Source organism: Streptomyces sp. NPDC048278, from assembly GCF_040652195.1.
Taxonomy (GTDB): domain Bacteria; phylum Actinomycetota; class Actinomycetes; order Streptomycetales; family Streptomycetaceae; genus Streptomyces.
Map to the genome: position 1 here is coordinate 271,316 of NZ_JBEZLP010000013.1, position 17,907 is coordinate 289,222.

At 71.6% G+C, this 17,907-nt stretch carries 17 protein-coding genes; 7 read left to right on the top strand and 10 right to left on the bottom strand.

The features are described 5' to 3' along the window. The first annotated feature begins 40 nt into the window (after positions 1-40). Both AB0D74_RS24070 and AB0D74_RS24075 read left to right on the top strand, forming a co-directional pair. Positions 41-1,105, top strand: coding sequence for a bile acid:sodium symporter family protein (locus AB0D74_RS24070; RefSeq protein ID WP_362590482.1), 1,065 nt, complete (start codon positions 41-43; stop codon positions 1,103-1,105). 93 nt (positions 1,106-1,198) lie between these two features. Continuing rightward, the gene (locus AB0D74_RS24075; protein ID WP_362590485.1) at positions 1,199-1,726 is read left to right on the top strand and encodes an isochorismatase family protein; all 528 of its coding nucleotides are present in this window, start codon (positions 1,199-1,201) and stop codon (positions 1,724-1,726) included. A gap of 12 nt (positions 1,727-1,738) precedes the next feature. Here the strand turns inward: AB0D74_RS24075 and AB0D74_RS24080 are convergent, their stop codons facing one another. Further along, complete coding sequence (locus tag AB0D74_RS24080; protein ID WP_362590488.1) at positions 1,739-2,458, bottom strand: SDR family oxidoreductase; 720 nt, start codon at positions 2,456-2,458, stop codon at positions 1,739-1,741. A gap of 140 nt (positions 2,459-2,598) precedes the next feature. Between AB0D74_RS24080 and AB0D74_RS24085 the strand changes: the two genes are divergently transcribed. Next, positions 2,599-3,429, top strand: a complete 831-nt coding sequence (locus tag AB0D74_RS24085; RefSeq protein ID WP_362590491.1) for a LysR substrate-binding domain-containing protein — start codon at positions 2,599-2,601, stop codon at positions 3,427-3,429. 72 nt (positions 3,430-3,501) lie between these two features. Here the strand turns inward: AB0D74_RS24085 and fdhD are convergent, their stop codons facing one another. Genes fdhD through AB0D74_RS24110 form a run of 5 tightly spaced genes read right to left on the bottom strand, consistent with a single transcriptional unit; the run spans position 3,502 to position 9,934 of the window. Further along, a complete protein-coding gene (gene fdhD, locus AB0D74_RS24090) occupies positions 3,502-4,350 on the bottom strand; it encodes a formate dehydrogenase accessory sulfurtransferase FdhD (protein WP_362590494.1) in 849 nt (282 codons plus the stop codon). A gap of 7 nt (positions 4,351-4,357) precedes the next feature. After that, a complete protein-coding gene (locus AB0D74_RS24095; RefSeq protein ID WP_362590497.1) occupies positions 4,358-5,218 on the bottom strand; it encodes a 2Fe-2S iron-sulfur cluster-binding protein in 861 nt (286 codons plus the stop codon). Further along, complete coding sequence (locus AB0D74_RS24100) at positions 5,215-7,032, bottom strand: NADH-ubiquinone oxidoreductase-F iron-sulfur binding region domain-containing protein (RefSeq protein WP_362590577.1); 1,818 nt, start codon at positions 7,030-7,032, stop codon at positions 5,215-5,217. Before AB0D74_RS24100 ends, AB0D74_RS24095 begins: the two co-directional genes overlap by 4 nt. 5 nt (positions 7,033-7,037) lie before the next feature. After that, positions 7,038-8,966 carry a molybdopterin-dependent oxidoreductase gene (locus AB0D74_RS24105; protein ID WP_362590499.1) on the bottom strand — a complete coding sequence of 643 codons (1,929 nt, stop codon included), beginning with the start codon at positions 8,964-8,966 and terminating at the stop codon, positions 7,038-7,040. Beyond that, on the bottom strand, positions 8,963-9,934 hold the full coding sequence (locus tag AB0D74_RS24110; RefSeq protein WP_362590501.1) for a 2-dehydropantoate 2-reductase: 972 nt from the start codon (positions 9,932-9,934) through the stop codon (positions 8,963-8,965). The genes AB0D74_RS24105 and AB0D74_RS24110 overlap by 4 nt, the downstream gene beginning before the upstream one ends. A 211-nt stretch (positions 9,935-10,145) precedes the next feature. Between AB0D74_RS24110 and AB0D74_RS24115 the strand changes: the two genes are divergently transcribed. The 4 genes from AB0D74_RS24115 to AB0D74_RS24130 all read left to right on the top strand — a co-directional run bounded on the left by AB0D74_RS24115 (position 10,146) and on the right by AB0D74_RS24130 (position 13,497). Then, positions 10,146-11,480: an OFA family MFS transporter gene (locus AB0D74_RS24115; protein WP_362590504.1), complete on the top strand. Its 1,335-nt coding sequence runs from the start codon at positions 10,146-10,148 to the stop codon at positions 11,478-11,480. Then, positions 11,449-11,583, top strand: a complete 135-nt coding sequence (locus AB0D74_RS24120) for a hypothetical protein (RefSeq protein ID WP_355717584.1) — start codon at positions 11,449-11,451, stop codon at positions 11,581-11,583. The genes AB0D74_RS24115 and AB0D74_RS24120 overlap by 32 nt, the downstream gene beginning before the upstream one ends. Positions 11,584-11,730: 147 nt before the next feature. Further along, positions 11,731-12,678, top strand: a complete 948-nt coding sequence (locus tag AB0D74_RS24125; RefSeq protein ID WP_362590507.1) for a beta-ketoacyl-ACP synthase III — start codon at positions 11,731-11,733, stop codon at positions 12,676-12,678. A gap of 141 nt (positions 12,679-12,819) precedes the next feature. Further along, positions 12,820-13,497: a GntR family transcriptional regulator gene (locus AB0D74_RS24130; RefSeq protein WP_362590510.1), complete on the top strand. Its 678-nt coding sequence runs from the start codon at positions 12,820-12,822 to the stop codon at positions 13,495-13,497. 12 nt (positions 13,498-13,509) lie between these two features. On the opposite strand, the gene AB0D74_RS24135 is transcribed toward AB0D74_RS24130, so the two are convergent. From AB0D74_RS24135 to AB0D74_RS24150, 4 genes are all read right to left on the bottom strand, one after another. Next, entirely contained in the window at positions 13,510-14,511 is a 1,002-nt protein-coding gene (locus tag AB0D74_RS24135; protein ID WP_362590512.1) for a hypothetical protein, read from the bottom strand. An 84-nt stretch (positions 14,512-14,595) separates the two neighbouring features. Then, on the bottom strand, positions 14,596-14,979 hold the full coding sequence (locus tag AB0D74_RS24140) for a VOC family protein (protein WP_362590515.1): 384 nt from the start codon (positions 14,977-14,979) through the stop codon (positions 14,596-14,598). 8 nt (positions 14,980-14,987) lie between these two features. Next, positions 14,988-16,043, bottom strand: coding sequence for a serine hydrolase domain-containing protein (locus AB0D74_RS24145; protein ID WP_362590518.1), 1,056 nt, complete (start codon positions 16,041-16,043; stop codon positions 14,988-14,990). A gap of 459 nt (positions 16,044-16,502) precedes the next feature. Beyond that, complete coding sequence (locus AB0D74_RS24150; RefSeq protein WP_362590521.1) at positions 16,503-17,906, bottom strand: OFA family MFS transporter; 1,404 nt, start codon at positions 17,904-17,906, stop codon at positions 16,503-16,505. Position 17,907 lies beyond the last annotated feature (1 nt).

Below are 17,907 nucleotides of genomic sequence, written 5' to 3' on the forward strand. Positions count from 1 at the left end.
CGCCGGTACGCCCCCCTGACCGACCCGCAAGTGGAGCACCGTGAAACGCCTGAGCTGGCCCCGTCGGATGCCGATCGACCCGTACGTCCTGCTGCTGCTCGGGACGGTATGCCTCGCCGCGCTCCTTCCGGCCCGGGACACGGCCGCCGACGTGGCCTCCGGCGCCTCCACGGCCGCGATCGCCTTCCTCTTCTTCCTCTACGGCGCCCGCCTGTCCACCCGTGAGGCCGTCGACGGGCTGCGCCACTGGCGGCTCCACGTCACGGTCCTGGCCTGCACCTTCGTGGTCTTCCCTGTGCTCGGCCTGGCGGCCCGCGGTCTGGTGCCGGTGCTGCTCACCCATCCGCTCTACCAGGGCCTCCTCTTCCTGACCCTGGTGCCCTCCACCATCCAGTCGTCGATCGCCTTCACCTCCATCGCCCGGGGCAACGTGCCGGCCGCGATCTGCGCCGGCTCCTTCTCCTCGCTGATCGGCATCGTCCTCACCCCGTTGCTCGCCGCCGCGCTGCTCGGCAACAGCGGCGGCGGGTTCTCCGCCGACTCGATCGTGAAGATCGTGCTCCAGCTGCTGGTGCCGTTCGTCGCCGGGCAGCTGCTGCGCCGGTGGATCGGGGGCTTCATCACCCGGCACAAGAGGATCCTCGGCCTCGTCGACCGCGGCTCCATCCTGCTCGTCGTCTACACCGCGTTCAGCGAGGGCATGGTCCGGGGCATCTGGCACCAGGTGAGCGCGGCCCGGCTGGCCGGGCTGCTCGCCGTCGAGGCCGTCCTGCTCGCCGTGATGCTCCTGCTCACCTGGTACGGGGCCAGGGCGCTCGGCTTCGGGCGCGGGGACCGGATCGCCATCCAGTTCGCCGGGTCGAAGAAGTCCCTCGCCTCCGGACTGCCCATGGCCAGCGTCCTGTTCGGCGCCCACGCCTCGCTGGCCGTGCTGCCGCTGATGCTCTTCCACCAGATGCAGCTCATGGTGTGCGCGGTGATCGCCAAGCGCCGTGCCCAGGACCCGGAGGCCCGGGACGCAGAGGTCCAGGAGGCGGCCGAACCCGCGGCGGCTCCGGCGGCGCAGCCGCGGCCCGCGGTCGGCACCGGGCCCCTCGGCCGCTGAGCGCACCGCCGTCGGCTGCCGAACGCGTCCAGTTCACGGGCCTGTTGATCCGGATTTCCGGTACGGACGGCTCATGGCGGCTAACGTTCCGTCATGACCGCACCCCTGGCGCTCGATCCGGCGCACACGGCCCTCGTCCTCGTCGACCTGATGGACCGCATCGTCGCGCTGCCCCTGGAGCCCCGCAAAGGCACCGAAGTCCTGCACACCGCCGAGGAACTGGCCCACTCCTTCCGCGCCGCCGGCGCGCCCGTGGTGCTGATCCGCGTCGAACGGCCCTCTGTCGCGGAGCAGCCGCCGGGCAGCGCACTCGTCGCCGGACTCAGAAAGGAGGGGGACGTGGAGATCGTCAAGCGGACGATCGGCGGCTTCCAGGGCACCGAACTCGACGCCCGGCTGCGCGCGCTCGGCATCACCCGGCTCGTGTTCGGCGGCATCGCCACCAACCTCGGCGTCGAGTCCACCGCCCGCGCCGCCGGCGACCTCGGCTACGACCTGGTCTTCGTCGAGGACGCCATGGCCGCCCTCACCGGCCCCGAGCACGAGGCGTCCGTGCGGCTCGACTTCCCGCGCCTCGGTACGGTCGTCGCCGCCGCCGACGTCCGCCTCGGCCCCGCCTGACCGGCCGGTCGCTCAGACCAGCGTCCCGCCGCCGTCCACGACCACCACCGACCCGGTGCTGTACCCCCCACGCATCAGGTACAGGTAGGCCTCCGCCACATCCGCCGGCTCGCCCATCCGCCCCACCGGCAGCGACTCGGCGGACGACCGGTACAGCTGCTCCCGGACCGACTCCGGCAGCCCCCGCCACAGCTCGGTCCGCACCACCCCCGGCGAGACCACGTTGACCCGCAGCGGCGCCAGCTCCACGGCCAGCGCCCGGGTCAGCGACTCCATCGCCCCGCACAGCGCGGAGGCGACGCTCGACCCGGGCATCGGCCGGCGCCCCGCCGTGCCCGTGGTCAGCACCACCGACCCGCCCGGCCGGATCGACCCGGCGCCGTACTTCACCGCCGCGTACGCACCCCACAGCCGGGTGTCCAGGAAGCCCCGGGCCGTCGCGATGTCCGTCTTGGCCAGCGTCTCCAGCAGGATCGAGTCACCGGCCGTGTACACCAGGTGGTCGTACGCCCCGAGCCGGGCGAAGAAGGCGCGCAGCGCGTCCTCGTCCGTGGCGTCCAGCACCTGCCCTTCCGCGTCCTCCGGCAGCGTCTTGAGCGCCGCGTCGACGCTCTCCCGCCGCCGCGAGGCGACGACCACCCGCGCGCCCTCCCGTGCCGCCCCCTCGGCGACCGCGAGCCCGATGCCCGAGGTGCCCCCGATGACGACGACACGCTGTCCCTGCAGACCCATGGCCGATCCCCTTCCAAAAGCCGGTGTTCCGTCCCGTGCGGACGTCTCCAGCCTGCGGCTCCGCGGCAACCGCCGTCCAAGACCTCTTTCGGCGGTGGCGATACCCTGAAGACATCGCCAACCCGGAAGGAGCCGCGGACATGGACCTGGATCTGCGCAAGGTCCGCTACTTCGCGGCGGTCGCCGAACTCCTCCACTTCGGCCGGGCGGCGGAGCGGCTGCACATCGCCCAGCCCGTGCTGAGCCGTCAGATCCGCGCCCTGGAGAAGGACTTGGGCGCCGAGCTGTTCGTCCGGGACAGCCACGGCGTGACCCTGACCGACGCCGGGCGGCAACTCGTCGAGGACGCACGGCAGTTGCTGGCCGTCGCCGAAGCGACCCGGCGCCGGGTCGGGCAGGCCGCACGAGGCGGGCGGCGGCTCGTCGTCGGCTTCCGGGCCGGCGTGGTGGTCACCGAGGCGCTGCGCGCCTTCAAAGCGGGCCGGCCGGACGTCGAGGTGCATGCCCTCCGGGTCGAGTGGGACGATCAGGAGCGGCTGATCCTCGACGGCACCGTGGACATCGCCTACGTACGGCTGCCCGTCCGGGAGGAGGGGCTCGAACTGCGCCCCCTGTACGGCGAGCCCCGGGTGGCGATGCTCCCGGACCGGCACCGGCTCGCCGGCAAGCAGGAGATCTCCCTCTCCGACCTCGACGGCGAGCGGTGGCTGCGCTACAACGACCCCCGGCCCGGCGACCTGCCGCTGCGCACCATCGAAGAGAAATTCGAGTGCGTGGCCGCCGGTGTCGCCATCACGATGGTGCCCCGCTCGGCCGCCGAGCAGTACTCCCGCCCGGACATCGTCTACGTCCCGGTCGTCGACGCCGAACCCGACCGGGTGCTGCTGGCCTGGGCGGCCGGCCGCCGCTCCCCGCTGGTCGCCGCCTTCGCCGAGGCCGCGGCGGGCGTCGGGGCGCCCGGCTCCGGCTGAGGCGGGGCCCCTGCGGCGCAGGGGGCGCTCCCCGCCGGTCGGGGCCCCGCCGCCGTGCCGCGGGGAACCGGGTCAGCCCTGGGTGGCCGCGGCCCGCAGAGCGATGCGGTCCTCGCCCGCGTACACGTTCATGTTGCTGCCCCGCAGGAAGCCGACCAGGGTCAGCCCGGTCTCCGCCGCCAGGTCCACCGCCAGCGAGGACGGTGCCGAGACCGCCGCGAGCAGCGGGATGCCCGCCATCACGGCCTTCTGCGCCAGCTCGAAGGAGGCCCGCCCGGAGACCAGCAGGATCGCCCGGGACAGCGGCAGGTCACCGTTCTGCAGGGCCCGGCCGACCAGCTTGTCGACCGCGTTGTGCCGGCCCACGTCCTCACGGATGTCCAGCAGCTCGCCGTCCTCCGCGAACAGGGCCGCCGCGTGCAGACCCCCGGTCCGGTCGAAGACCCGCTGCGACGCGCGGAGCCGGTCGGGGAGGCTCGCGAGCAGCTCGGGCTCCACCCGGACCGGGGGAGTGTCGGCGATCGGCCAGCGGGCCGTCGTACGCACCGCGTCGAGGCTCGCCTTGCCGCACAGCCCGCAGGACGAGGACGTGTAGACGTTCCGCTCCAGGGTGAAGTCGGGGAGCTTGACGCCCGGCGTGGTCCGCACGTCGACCACGTTGTAGGTGTTCGAGCCGTCGACCGTGGCGCCCGCGCAGTAGACGATGTTCTGCAGGTCGCCCGCCTCCGCCAGCACCCCCTCGCTCACCAGGAAACCGGCCGCCAGCGCGAAGTCGTCGCCGGGCGTGCGCATGGTGATGGCGAGGGGTTTCCCGTTGAGTCTGATCTCCAGCGGTTCCTCGGCGACGAGCGTGTCCGGCCGGGCGGAGACCGCTCCGTCGCGGATCCGGATGACCTTGCGTCGTTCCGTGACTCGTCCCATGGTCTGATCAGCCCCGGTTCTGTACGTGCTGGTAGCCGAAACGGCCCTTGATGCAGAGATTGCCGTGGGTCACCGGGTTGTCGTGCGGCGAGGTGACCTTCACTATCTCATTGTCCTGCACATGGAGCGTGAGGTTGCAGCCCACACCGCAGTACGCGCACACGGTGGTCGTCTCCGTCTGCCGGGACTCGTCCCAGGTGCCCGCCGCCCGCATGTCGAACTCCGACTTGAACGACAGCGCCCCGGTGGGGCACACCTCCACGCAGTTCCCGCAGTACACGCATGCCGAGTCGGTCAGCGGGGCGTCGTGCTCGACCGCGATCCGGGCGTCGAAGCCGCGCCCGGCGACCGAGATCGCAAAACTGTTCTGCCACTGGTCCCCGCACGCGTCCACGCACTTGTAGCAGAGGATGCACTTGCCGTAGTCGCGCACGTACAGATCGTTGTCGACCCTGGGCTCCTCGTCGAGGCGGGCCGCGTCGGGGCCGAAGCGGTCCGGTTTCGCCTCGTACTCCTTGATCCACTCGGCGGCGCGCGGGGTGGTCGACAGGTCGACCGAGGAGGCCAGCAGCTCCAGGACGATCCGGCGGCTGTGCCGGACGCGTTCGCCGCCGGTGCGGACCACCATCCCGGGCTCGGCCTTCCGGGAGCAGGCGGGCACCAGGGTCCGGGCCCCCTCCACCTCCACCACGCACACCCGGCAGGCGTTCTTCGGGCGGAGCGTGTCGCCCTCGCACAGGGTCGGCACGTCCTTCCCGGCGGCCCGGCAGGCGTCCAGGATCGTCGAGCCCTCCGGGACCCGCGCCTGTTCGCCGTCGATCGTGAACTCCAGCAGCCGGCGCGGGATCCCGAGCGGTGTGACGGTCATTCGTACGCCCCCAGACGGTCGATGGCGGATTCCACGGCGTTCCACGCGGTCTGGCCGAGACCGCAGATCGAGGCGTCCCGCATCGCCCGGCCGACCTCGCGCAGCAGCGCCACGTCCCCGGCCGCGTCGGCGCCGGTGCGCGCGACGATCCGGTGCAGCGCCTCCTCCTGCCGGACCGTCCCGACCCGGCAGGGCACGCACTGCCCGCAGGACTCGTCCCGGAAGAACTGGGCTATCCGGAGCAGGAGTCGCGGCAGGGGCACGGTGTCGTCGAAGGCCATGACCACACCCGAGCCGAGCGTGGTGCCCGCCTCCCGGGTGCCCTCGAAGGTGAGCGGGATGCCGAGTTCGTCCGGCCGGACGAAGCCCCCCGCGGCGCCGCCGAGCAGGACCGCCCGCAAGTTCTCGCGCACACCGGCCCGTTCGAGGAGCTCGCCGAGCGTGGCACCGAAGGGGAGTTCGTAGATGCCGGGGCGGGCCACGCTCCCCGACACGCAGAACAGCTTCGGGCCGGTGGACTTCGCCGTGCCGATCGCCGCGTACGCCGGGGCGCCCATGGTCAGGATCGGCAGGACGTTGACCAGCGTCTCCACGTTGTTCTCGACCGTCGGCTTCCCGAACAGCCCCTTCTCCACCGGGAACGGCGGCTTGGAGCGCGGCTCGCCCCGGTACCCCTCGATGGAGTTGAACAGGGCCGTCTCCTCACCGCAGATGTACGCCCCGGCACCGCGCCGGATCTCGATGTCGAAGGCGAAGCCCTGACCGAGGACGTCGTCACCGAGGAAGCCCCGGGCACGGGCCTGGTCGATCGCGTGTCGGAGACGCCGGGTCGCGCGCGGGTACTCGCCGCGGAGGTAGACGAAGCCCCGGCGCGCGCCGATCGCGTACGCCGCGATCGTCATCGCCTCCACCAGGGAGTAAGGATCGCCCTCCAGGAGCACGCGGTCCTTGAAGGTGCCCGGCTCCGATTCGTCGGCGTTGCAGACCAGGTAGTGCGGACGGTCGGGCTGCGACGCCGTGGCCTGCCACTTGCGGCCGGTGGGGAAGGCGGCGCCGCCCCGCCCGACCAGGCCCGAGTCGGTGACCTCGCGGACGACCCCGGCGGGGCCGAGCGCGAAGGCCTGCCGCAGGGCGGTGTAGCCGCCGTTCGCCCGGTAGTCGTCGAGCGAGGCCGGGTCGACCACGCCCACCCGCCGCAACAGGGTCAGGCCCTCCTGTCCCGCCTGGGGTACGGCCGTCACGGCCGGCGGCTCCTCCGGTGCCGAGTCGGGCGCGGTGGCCGCGAGGACGGCCGCCCCGACCGTCGCCGGGGCCGCCACCGCCGTACGCACCGGATCCCCGGCCCGGATTGCGAGGGCCGCCGGGGCGCGCTCGCACAGGCCCAGGCAGGGGCTGCGCTCGACGTGCACCCCGGGGCCGAGGCGCTCCTCGACGCCGGTGCACAGGTCCGCGGCCCCGGCCGCCGTGCACGCCAGGTCCGTGCAGACGTGCAGGACGGTCGCCGGGCGGGGCCGCACGGAGAACATCGCGTAGAAGGTGGCGACCCCGTACGCCTCGGCCGGGGGGACGGTCAGGCGGCGGCACAGGTAGCCGAGGGCGCCCTCGCTGATCCAGCCGATCCGGTCGTTGATCGCGTGCAGCCCCGGCAGCAGCAGGTCACGGCGGTCCCGGGCCGCCCGGCCGCCGCGCGCCCACCGCAGGTCCGCGTCGGAGCGGTCGGCGCCCTCCCAGGAGGACTCCGGAGGGCCCAACAGGGCGTCCACGGCGTCCCGTTCGTCGTCCGTCGGTTTGCTGTCGCCGAAGTGCAGGTCCACCTGTGTCACCTCACGATGGTCGCGACCGGGAGCTTCTCGATACGGATCGCCGACGCCTTGAACTCCGCCGTCCCCGCGATCGGGCAGTTCGCCTCGATCGTCAGCTGGTTGGTGTCCACCTCGTCGGGAAAGTGCATGGTCATGAAGGCGAGGCCGGGGCGCAGCGCCGTGTCGACCCAGACCGGGGCCACCACCGCGCCCCGCCGCGAGGACACCTGGACCTCCTCGCCGACGACCACCCCGTACCGCTCGGCGTCCTCCGGGCACAGCTCGATGTACTCGCCGCGCCGCAGCGGGGAGGCGTAACCGCCGCTCTGCACCCCGGTGTTGTAGGAGTCGAGCCGGCGCCCGGTGGTGAGCCGGATCGGGAACTCCTCGTCGGTGAGGTCGACCGGCGGATCGTGCCGGACCAGCCCGAAGGGCGCCGGCGTCCCGCGCCGGTCCGGGTCCGTCTCCCACAACCGGCCGTGCAGGTACGTCGGTTCGAGGCCCTCGGTGCTCGGGCATGGCCACTGGATGCCCTGGTGCTCGGTGAGCCGGTCGTACGTCATCCCGTAGTGGTCGGGGGAGACGGAGCGGAGCTCGTTCCAGACGGCCTCCGCGTCCTGGTACTTCCAGTCGTGGCCGAGCCGGGCGGCCAGGTCGCAGAGGATGTCGATGTCCTCCCGGGCCTCGCCGGGCGGGGTGACCGCCCGGCGGACCCGCTGCACCCGGCGCTCGCTGTTGGTGGTCGTGCCCTCGGTCTCCGCCCAGCCGGCGGTCGCGGGCAGCACGACGTCGGCCAGCTCCGCCGTCTTCGTGAGGAAGATGTCCTGGACGACCAGGAAGTCGAGGGCGCCCAGCCGCCGTACCGCCTGCTCGCTGTCGGCCTCCGACTGGGCCGGGTTCTCGCCGATGCAGTAGACGGCCCTGAGCGTGCCCTCCTCCATCGCCTCGAACATCTCGGTGAGGTTCAGCCCGTAGTGCGGCTGGATCACGGTGTCCCAGGCCGACTCGAACTTCAGCCGGGTGTCCGGGTCGAGGATGTCCTGGAAGCCGGGCAGGCGGTTGGGGATCGCGCCCATGTCGCCGCCGCCCTGCACGTTGTTCTGGCCGCGCAGCGGTTGCAGCCCGGCACCCCAGCGGCCCACCTGGCCGGTGAGCAGGGAGAGGTTGATCAGGGCGCGGACGTTGTCGGTGCCGTTGTGGTGCTCGGTGATGCCGAGGGTCCAGCACAGCTGGGCACGCTCGGCGCGGGCGTAGGCGTGCGCCAACTCCCTTATGGCGCGGGCCGGTACGCCCGTCACCTTCTCCGCGAGCGAGAGCGTCCAGGGCTCGACGAGCGCCCGGTACTCCTCGAAGCCGGTCGTCGCCCGCTCGACGAACGCCTCGTTGACCAGTCCCGCGTGGATGATCTCCCGGCCGATCGCGTGCGCCATCGGGATGTCGGTGCCGACGTTCAGCCCGAGCCAGCTCTCCGCCCACTCGGCGGTGGAGGTGCGGCGCGGGTCGACGGCGTACATCCGGGCGCCGTTCCTGATCCCCTTCAGCACGTGCTGGAAGAAGATCGGGTGCGCGAAGCGGGCGTTGGAGCCCCACATCACGATGACGTCGGTGTGCTCGATCTCCTCGTACGAGGAGGTGCCGCCGCCGGAGCCGAAGGCCGCGCTCAGGCCGGCCACGCTCGGGGCGTGACAGGTCCGGTTGCAGGAGTCGACGTTGTTGGTGCCCATCACCACCCGGGCGAACTTCTGCGCCACGTAGTTCATCTCGTTGGTGGCGCGGGCGCAGGAGAACATCCCGAACGCGTCGCGGTTGCGGTCCAGGCCGCGGGCCGCGCGGTCCAGGGCCTCCTCCCAGCTCGCCTGCCGGAACGGCTCGTCGCGGGAGTCGCGGACCAGGGGGTGGGTGAGCCGGGTGTAGGTCTTCGGTGCGCGCTTCCTGGCGCTCTTCATGCGGCGCTCCTCAGGGCGAGCAGGTCCGAGATGGCGTGCACGGTGCGCAGGGTGGGCACCTGGACGCCGGTGATCTCCGCCAGCTCGACGACGGCGGCGAGCAGCACGTCGAGTTCCAGCGGCTTGCCGCGCTCCAGGTCCTGGAGCGTGGAGGTGCGGTGGTCGCCGACCTTCTCGGCGCCCGCGAGCCGGCGTTCGATGGAGACCCCGACCTCGCAGCCGAGCGCCTCGGCGACGTCGAGCGTCTCGCGCATCATGATCTCGATGACCCGCCGGGTGCCGCCGTGCAGGCACATCTGCCGCATCGTGGCGCGGGCCAGCGCGCTGATCGGGTTGAAGGAGATGTTGCCGAGCAGCTTGAGCCAGATGTCGTTGCGCAGGTCGGGTTCGACCGGGCACTTCAGCCCGCCGCTCTGCATCGCCTCGCTCAGCCGCAGACAGCGCCTGGACACGCTGCGGTCGGGCTCGCCGACCGAGAACCGGGTGCCTTCCAAGTGCCTTACCACGCCCGGCGCTTCGAGCTCGGTCGCCGCGTACACCACGCAGCCGACGGCGCGTTCGGGGGCGAGGACGGCGCTGACGCTCCCGCCGGGGTCGACGCTCTCGACGCGGTGGCCGTCGTGGGGGCCGCCGTGCCGGTGGAAGTACCACCAGGGGATGCCGTTCTGGGCGGCGACCACCGCCGTCCGCTCGTGCAGCAGGGGCTCGACCAGCGGCCCGCACGCCGCGTACGAGTTGGCCTTCAGGCCCAGGAAGACGTAGTCGACCGGGCCGACTTCGGCCGGGTCGTCGGTGGCGTGGGCGTGCGCGGTGAAGTCGCCGCGCGGGCTGAGCACGCGAACTCCGTACTGCCTCATGGCCGCCAGATGGGGTCCACGGGCGATGAGATGCACGTCGGCGCCCGCGCGGTGGAGCGCGGCACCGACATAGGCGCCGATCGCACCGGCGCCGAGGACTGCGACTTTCACGGAACACTCCGTTCGGTTTGAGGGATACCGCGGAGGTGGTCGGGGAGAAGGCCGACCGAATCATGTCGACGAAATATTGTCTACAGTATGGAGTCGGGGTCGACAAGGGTTCGGACGGCGACCGTTCGGCGCATTCTGGATACCGTTCAACGCATACGATCGAGCCACCGGGTTCTCAACCACCCTTGCGGGGCCCTACCGTCCGGGACTCATGAGCAGCCCCCCTGTAGCGCCGCCGGGCTGGAGCCGCTGGCTCGTCCCGCCCGCCGCCCTCTCCGTCCACCTCTCCATCGGCCAGGCCTATGCCTGGAGCGTGTTCAAGCCGCCGCTCGAATCCGCGCTGAACCTGAGCGGCACCGAGAGCGCGCTGCCCTTCCAGCTCGCGATCGTGATGCTCGGTCTGTCGGCCGCGTTCGGCGGCACCCTCGTCGAGCGCAACGGACCGCGCTGGGCCATGACGGTGGCCCTGATCTGCTTCTCCACCGGCTTCCTGATCTCCGCCCTCGGCGCCGAGACCAAGCAGTACTGGCTGATCGTCCTCGGCTACGGCTTCGTCGGCGGCATCGGCCTCGGCATCGGCTACATCTCGCCCGTCTCCACATTGATCAAGTGGTTCCCGGACCGGCCCGGCATGGCCACCGGCATCGCCATCATGGGCTTCGGCGGCGGCGCGCTGATCGCCTCGCCCTGGTCGGCGCAGATGCTCTCGTCCTTCGGCAGTGACAACGATGGCATCGCCCTCGCCTTCCTGGTGCACGGGCTGTCGTACGCCGTCTTCATGACCCTCGGCGTCCTGCTGATCCGCGTGCCGCGCACCGAGAAGCCGGTCGCTGACGCGCCGAGCGCCTTCGAGGGCGTGCAGGTCTCCGCGAACAGCGCGATCCGCACCCCGCAGTTCTGGTGCCTGTGGGTCGTGCTCTGCATGAACGTGACCGCGGGCATCGGCATCCTGGAGAAGGCCGCGCCGATGATCACGGACTTCTTCGCCGACAGCTCCACCCCGGTGACGGTGTCCGCCGCGGCCGGGTTCGTCGCCCTGCTCTCCGCCGCCAACATGGCGGGCCGGATCGGCTGGTCGTCCACGTCCGACCTGATCGGCCGCAAGAACATATACCGCGTCTATCTGGGCGTGGGCGCCGTGATGTACCTGCTCATCGCCCTGTTCGGGGACTCGTCGAAGCCCCTGTTCATCCTCTGCGCCCTGGTGATCCTCTCCTTCTACGGCGGCGGCTTCGCGACCGTCCCCGCCTACCTCAAGGACCTCTTCGGCACCTACCAGGTCGGCGCCATCCACGGCCGGCTGCTCACCGCCTGGTCCCTCGCCGGGGTGCTCGGTCCGCTCATCGTCAACTGGATCGCCGACCACCAGAAGGACGCCGGCAAGCACGGCTCCGACCTGTACACCCTGTCCTTCTCCATCATGATCGGCCTGCTCGTCGTCGGCTTCATAGCCAACGAACTCGTCCGGCCGGTCGACGCCCGCCACCACATTCCAGCGCCGAGGGAGGCCGCCGATGTCGAACGAGAGCAGCCCGCCCAGTCCTGACCGCCGCTGGCTGATCGCGCTCGCCTGGGTCTGGGTGGGCGCGCCCTTCGCCTACGGGGTGTACGAACTCGTACAGAAAGCGACACAGCTGTTCAACGGGTGAACCGGGAGCATGCTCGGGCGTCCGAGGGTCTGCAAGAAGCCGACAACTCGGGCGCCCGTTTCCTGTGGCCTTACGTGCCGTCGTACCCGTGAGTCACTGAACAGACTGGTGGGCCCAGACCGAGGCAACAAGGGGGCTCCACCACCCATGATCGGCTCGCGCATCGCCGCCGTCGGCCACTACCAGCCCGCGAAGGTACTCACCAACGAGGACCTGGCGGGCATGGTCGACACCAGTGACGAGTGGATCCGCAGCCGGGTGGGCATCAACACCCGGCACATCGCGGGCCCCGACGAACCCGTCGACGAACTGGCCGCGCACGCCGCGGCCAAGGCCCTCGCCGCGGCCGGCCTCACCCCCGCGGACATCGACCTGGTGCTGGTCGCCACCTCCACCGCGATCGACCGCTCCCCGAACACCGCCGCGCGCGTCGCCGCCCGGCTGGGCATCCCGCAGCCCGCGGCGATGGACGTCAACGTCGTGTGCGCCGGCTTCACCCACGCGCTCGCCACCGCCGACCACACCCTCCGGGCGGGCGCCGCCACCCGGGCCCTGGTCATCGGCGCCGACAAGATGTCCGAGGTGACGGACTGGACCGACCGTACGACCTGCGTCCTGGTCGGCGACGGCGCGGGCGCGGCCGTGGTCGAGGCGTGCGGGCCGAGCGAGGAGCCCGGGATCGGACCGGTCCTGTGGGGGTCCGTCCCCGAGATGGGCCACGCCGTACGGATCGAGGGCACCCCGCCCCGGTTCGCGCAGGAGGGGCAGAGCGTCTACCGCTGGGCCACCACCCAGCTGCCGCCCATCGCCCGGCGCGCCTGCGAGAAGGCCGGGATCGCGCCCGCCGACCTCGCGGCCGTCGTCCTGCACCAGGCCAACCTGCGGATCATCGAGCCGCTAGCGGCGAAGATCGGCGCGGTCGACGCGGTCGTCGCACGGGATGTCACCGAGTCCGGCAACACCTCGGCGGCGAGCATCCCGCTCGCCCTCTCCAAGCTGGTCGAACAGGGCCGGATCTCCGGCGGCGACCCGGTCCTGCTGTTCGGCTTCGGCGGCAACCTCTCGTACGCGGGGCAGGTCGTGCGCTGTCCGTGAGGGCGCGCCCCGCGGTGTGACGTGCCCGACTCCCGCCTCCGCCGGCAGCAGTGCGCCGTAGACTGTAGACGAAAGACAATCGATACTGAGTGTCCGCACTGAGTGTCCGCTCGTAACGGGTGTCTGCCGAAGGGGGACCCGATGTTGTCAGCCGGACTGCCGCAGGGCGCGGTGCCCAAGCTCGAACGCCCCGGCCCGCTGCGCGACCGTGTCTACGAGGCGCTGCTGGAACTCATCACCACCCGCGCCCTCCAGCCCGGCCAGCACCTCGTCGAGAGCGAACTCGCCGGCCACCTCGGCGTCTCCCGGCAGCCGGTCCGCGAGGCGCTCCAGCGGCTGAACACCGAGGGCTGGGTGGACCTGCGGCCCGCGCAGGGCGCGTTCGTCCACGAGCCGACGGAGGAGGAGGCCGACCAACTCCTCACCGTCCGCACCCTGTTGGAGGCCGAGGCGGCACGGCTGGCGGCGGCCAACGCGGGCAGTGCGGGCGTGGCCGCCCTCGAATCCCTGTGCGCCGAGGGCGAGAAGGCGGTCGCCGCGGACGACGTGGACGCGGCCGTCGCCCTGAACGCCGCGTTCCACGCCAAGATCATGGCCCTGGCCGGCAACACGGTCCTCGCCGAACTCGCCGCCCAGGTCGACCGCCGGGTCCGCTGGTACTACACCCCGGTGGCCCGCCAGCGCGGCCACGAGTCCTGGATCGAACACCGCGGACTGATCGCGGCGATCACCGCCCGGGACGAGCAGTCGGCGACCAGCCTGATGCGCGAACACACCGAGCACACGCGGCGGTCGTACCACGAGCGGGCGACCTCCTGAGCCCGTGCGGGTTCACGGCAGCGTGATCAGCGCGATGCTCTCCGCCGTCGCGACGGCCAGCCGGGTGCCGTCGGGGTGGAGGGCGGCGACGGGAGTGGGAACGCGCCGGTAGCCGAAGCAGGTCGGTTTGACGGGCACGGCGACCTCCGGCCACTCCGCCACGATGCGCCCGGTGGCCGGGTCGAGCAGCCGCGGGTGGCCGAGGAACGAGATCACCTCGTCACCGCGGGGCAGCAGCAGCACCCCCGGCTCGGCATCGCCGACGGGACTGCGCTGGAGCCAGCGCCCTTCGGACACCGACCACACCCCGAGGTGGAGCGGCGGCAGCCCGGCCGTCTCCTCCTCGTCCCACTCCTCGGCCCCCGTCGCCAGCACCAGCCGGTCGGCGTCGAGCCAGCAGCCCGCCGTCACCTCGGCGGTCATGACCGCCGATATCGGCAACAGACCGTCGCCGTCCAGGGTGCCGGGGTCGCTGAGCGCGAGCGCGGTGTCGTAGACCAGGGCCATCCCGAAGGGCTGCCAGACCCAGCCGACCGACAGCAGGTACCGGCCGTCCGGGCTCAGGCCGAGCCGGGAGTGGAAGACGTCCTGGGGCTCCCGCCCACCGGCGGTCAGCCGTTCCCCGCTCGCCGCGTCCTCGATCTGGAGCACGTTGTACTCGTCCGGACAGTGCACGACGACCTCACGCCCGTCGCCCAACGCGCCCAGGGCGAGTGGGTAGTCGTAGTTCGGCGCCCGGTAGTAGCTGCGGTTCAGCTCCCGCACGACCCGTTCGCCCTCGAGCAACGCGCCCTTGGTGCCGCGCTCCTGGTACACCGCGGAGTAGCGCCCCGAGGCCGAGACGGTCCCGGTGTCGAACGGAAAGCTCCACGCGTAGGGCGCCGAGCGCTCCGTCCCATCCGGGCCCCAGCGCCGCCCGCCCCCGGTCGCGGAGACCAGCTCGTCGCCGTCCCACACCAGCGACTTCGGCGCCGACTTCACCGGTATCGACTCCACGGCCATCGATGCCCCCATCCCCGGAGCACCTCGGGCGGGCCTCCGCCGGGAATCTACGGGACCCCGCTCGGCCGGCGCGTACGAATTTCGCGCGTCCCGCGCCTACCCGTCGTCGCGGCACAGGCAGAAGGGGTGACCGGCGGGGTCGAACAGCACGCGGACGTCGTCCCGCGGCTGCTCCGGCGCGAGTACGGCCCCCTTGGCGACGGCCTCCGCCACCGCCCCTTCCAGGTCGGCCACCTGGAAGTCGAGATGCATCGTCGCGCGCTGCTCGCCGTCGACCGGCGGCCAGGTCGGCGGCCGGTATCCGGCAGCCTCCTGGAACACGATGTACACGGCCCCCTGCGGCGGCGCGACGACAGCCGTCCCGGGCTCCTCGTGCACGATCGGCCACTCCAGCAACTCCGCGTAGAAGCGGGCCAGGAGCGCCGGATCCGGTGCCTCAAGGGCCGTTCCCCACCACATGCCGCTCGTTCGGGATCGCATGGTTGAAGTTAGCGCGGTGCCGCGGGAACCGTGGGCGCGGCCACGGCGCAGTTGACCGCGTCCATCAAGGCGGCGCCGGTCTGATGCGCCTGCCTGGTGAGAGTGGACGTGGCGAAGAAGAAGGCGGCCGTGCGACGGCCGGTGGAGTCCGTGACGTTGTAGGTCGCGTAGCCCGGGACGATGCCGACGTGGTCCCAGACCGTGCCGCAGGAGGTCTTCGCCGTCTCGATGCCCAGCCCGTAGCCGAGCTCGTCCGGGTCCCCCGGCCCGTTCTCCGGCACGGTGGTGCGCATCTCGGCCAGTTGGGCGGCGGGAAGCAGGCGGCCCGACATCAGCGCGCCGTAGAAACGGGACCAGTCACCGGCGGTGGACACGATCGCGGCATCCGCTCCGTCGGCCGTGACGTAGTCGCCGGTGACGTCCACGTGGTCGTCGTGCTGCGGTCCGGCGTAGTTCCTGAACTCGTCGGGGACGTCCGGTGGCATGTGGGCGGCGTCGGGTTCATAGCCGTACGCGTGCCGGTCGCGCCAGGCGGAGCCGGTGGCGTAGAAGGTGTGCCGGAGCCCCAGGGGCGCGGCGATCCGGTCCCGCACCAGCGCCGCAAGGCTTTTGCCGGTGGCCTTCTCCAGAACGGCGCCGATCGCGATGTAGTTGGTGTTGCTGTACGACCACTCGGTGCCGGGCTCGAACAGCGCCGGGTGCCCGCTCACCAGCCGAAGGATTTCCGTCGACGTCCACACGTGGGTGTCCTGGCCGGTGAGGGCCCCGGCGAGGGCGGGGTCGTCGGTGTAGTCGAACAACCCGCTGGTGTGGTTGAGCAGCATGCGCAGAGTGATCTTTCCGCCGTTGCGCACCTGGCCGGGCAGCCACTTGCCGACCGGATCGGTGAGGGCGAGTCGGTGCTCGGCGACCAGTTGCAGGACGAGGGTGGCCATCACCGTCTTGGTGTTGGACGCTTCCCGCACCTCGTCGTCCGCGCTGAGCCGATGGTCCTTCCTCGTCCAGGTGGCCTGTTCGGAGATCTCGACGGGCCTGCCGTGACCGTCGTCCACCCGCACGATCACCCCGGGCACTCCTTCTTCCACCAACTCCCGCGCCAGCGCCCGCAGACGAGCGCGTAACCCCGTACTGTCGTCCTGCCGGACCGCAGCACTCCCGTGGATCGTGTTCGCACGGGACGGGGTCGCGGTGAGGGGCACGACGAGCGCCGCGGACACCGCAAGGGCCGCCAGCGCGCGAACCCCCGTCCGTTGCCGGCGCCGTCCGACACGCACATTCACACGCAATGCATGCTCCTTCGGGCATCGAGGGAAGGCCGTCGTGCACGATCGGGGCGAAGCCGGCTCCGGCGGGCCCTGTACAACCCCGGAGAATCCTTCGGAGGATAGCCGAAGCCGGGGCGAAAGAGATGAGTGGCGACATCGTCGGCCCGGCCGAGGGCGTGTCGCGGAAGCGGCGAAGTCCCGGACACGGGTCCGGGACTCGCCACTGGCAAGACCTGTCCTGAGGCTCCGCGGAAACCCTCAGGTCGCCGTCTGCGGCTGTGCCGTCACCACCTTTGCGCCGGTGCCCGTCTCGCGGCCCGGCTGCCGCAGCAGCAGGGCCACCCCCGCCGCCAGCATCGAGATGCCGCCCGCCAGGGCGTACGCGCCGTTGTAGCCCCAGGCGCCGACGACCATGGAGCCGAGGCCGCCGCCGAAGAGGCCGCTGATGAGTTTGCCGCTGTAGACGAGGCCGTAGTTGGTGGCGTTGTAGTTCTCGCCGAAGTAGTCCGGGGTGAGGGCGGCGAAGAGCGGGTAGAAGGCGCCGCCGCCGAAGCCGGAGAGGAAGGCGAAGAACAGGAACAGCCACTCGCTCTTGATGTCACCGGCCCAGATCACGCCGAACTGGGCCAGACCGAGGACGACGATGACGAAGACGAGGGTCGGTTTGCGGCCGAGGCGGTCGGAGAGCCAGCCGACGACGCCGCGGCCGACGCCGTTGATGACCGCCATGACGCCCATGGAGGAGGCCGCGACCAGCGGGCCGAAGCCGACGTCCTTGGCGAAGTCCACCTGGAAGGAGATGCCGAAGATCGAGACGCCGGCCGTCATGACGATCGCGATCCACATCAGCGGGAGCATGCCGGTGCGGATCGCCTCCTTCGGGGTGAACTGGCGTACCGCGGGCGGGTTCTTGGCGAGCGCCGCACCGGTCCTGGTGCCGCCCGCGTGGGTGAGCGGGTCGACGTCGGCCGGCCACCAGTTCTTCGGCGGGTCCTTGAAGAAGAACGCGGTGACCAGGACGACGACCATCACGTAGGCGCCGATCAGGTCCAGGACGCGGTGGTAGTTCGCCGTGTCGAAGGCGTAGTTGAAGATGAAGATGAAGGGGAGGGAGCCGTAGGCGAAGCCGCCGTTCACGAAACCCGTGCGGGCGCCCCGGCGTTCGGGGAACCACTTGCCGACCATGTTGATGCAGGTCGCGTAGACGAGGCCGGAGCCCAGGCCGCCGATCACGCCGAAGCCGATGATCGCCAGCCAGATCTCGCTGATGTGGGAGAGCGCCAGGAAGCCGATCAGGCACATCACGGAGCCGGTGTACATGGCGCGACGGGCGGTCAGGATGCCCTTCTCCCGCAGCCAGCCCGCCGGGAACGCGATGCCGGCCTGGAAGAACACCCAGACGCTCAGGATCCAGAACGTGTTGGACTGCGTCCAGCCGTGCGCGTGGGACAGGGTGTCCTCCGCGGAGCCGTACGCGTACTCGAAGACGCTGATGGCCATCATGGCGATCCACGGCAGGTACACCATGATGTTGCGGGAGTGGCCGAGGATGTCCCGGTCGGTCTCGCCGATCCGGTACACCCGGCCGCGGGCGTCCGTGACCTCGCGGTACGGGCGCCGGCCCGCGTCGGTGCTGTTCGTGGCTACAGGGTCTGCCGACATG

Bases quoted from the DNA above. Each gene is read 5' to 3' on its own strand.
- fdhD (WP_362590494.1), bottom strand. From the start codon at position 4,350: ATGGGACGAGTCACGGAACGACGCAAGGTCATCCGGATCCGCGACGGA.
- AB0D74_RS24105 (WP_362590499.1), bottom strand. From the start codon at position 8,966: ATGAAGAGCGCCAGGAAGCGCGCACCGAAGACCTACACCCGGCTCACC.
- AB0D74_RS24120 (WP_355717584.1), top strand. From the start codon at position 11,449: ATGTCGAACGAGAGCAGCCCGCCCAGTCCTGACCGCCGCTGGCTGATC.
- AB0D74_RS24115 (WP_362590504.1), top strand. From the start codon at position 10,146: ATGAGCAGCCCCCCTGTAGCGCCGCCGGGCTGGAGCCGCTGGCTCGTC.
- AB0D74_RS24140 (WP_362590515.1), bottom strand. From the start codon at position 14,979: ATGCGATCCCGAACGAGCGGCATGTGGTGGGGAACGGCCCTTGAGGCA.
- AB0D74_RS24075 (WP_362590485.1), top strand. From the start codon at position 1,199: ATGACCGCACCCCTGGCGCTCGATCCGGCGCACACGGCCCTCGTCCTC.
- AB0D74_RS24150 (WP_362590521.1), bottom strand. From the start codon at position 17,906: ATGTCGGCAGACCCTGTAGCCACGAACAGCACCGACGCGGGCCGGCGC.
- AB0D74_RS24085 (WP_362590491.1), top strand. From the start codon at position 2,599: ATGGACCTGGATCTGCGCAAGGTCCGCTACTTCGCGGCGGTCGCCGAA.
- AB0D74_RS24095 (WP_362590497.1), bottom strand. From the start codon at position 5,218: ATGACCGTCACACCGCTCGGGATCCCGCGCCGGCTGCTGGAGTTCACG.
- AB0D74_RS24080 (WP_362590488.1), bottom strand. From the start codon at position 2,458: ATGGGTCTGCAGGGACAGCGTGTCGTCGTCATCGGGGGCACCTCGGGC.
- AB0D74_RS24135 (WP_362590512.1), bottom strand. From the start codon at position 14,511: ATGGGGGCATCGATGGCCGTGGAGTCGATACCGGTGAAGTCGGCGCCG.
- AB0D74_RS24125 (WP_362590507.1), top strand. From the start codon at position 11,731: ATGATCGGCTCGCGCATCGCCGCCGTCGGCCACTACCAGCCCGCGAAG.
- AB0D74_RS24130 (WP_362590510.1), top strand. From the start codon at position 12,820: ATGTTGTCAGCCGGACTGCCGCAGGGCGCGGTGCCCAAGCTCGAACGC.